Raw genomic sequence first — 219 nt, 5'->3', positions numbered from 1 at the left:
TCGGGCCCTATCCGGCGTGGGCTTAGTATATCTGAGAGGAGCTGTCCTTAGTACGAGCGGACCGGGATGGACTGACCGCTGGTGGACCGGTTGGCTTGCCAAATCCATGGCCGGGTAGCCAAGTCCGGAAGCGATAAACGCTCAAGGCATCTAAGCGTGAAGACCCCCTCAAGATGAGATATCCCATTCTTATGATGTAAACACCCTTGAAGACGACGA

Annotated in this window: 1 rRNA gene; it reads left to right on the top strand. The window is 54.8% G+C overall.

From position 1 onward, the window contains the following. Positions 1-219: ribosomal RNA gene (locus tag NE671_RS15785) — 23S ribosomal RNA — on the top strand; the annotation flags it as partial.

The sequence above is a fragment of the Blautia sp. DFI.9.10 genome, from assembly GCF_024461705.1.
GTDB lineage: Bacteria > Bacillota > Clostridia > Lachnospirales > Lachnospiraceae > Blautia_A > Blautia_A fusiformis.
The sequence above is the reverse complement of the archived record's forward strand: the minus strand, read 5'-3'. Positions and strand labels throughout refer to the sequence as shown.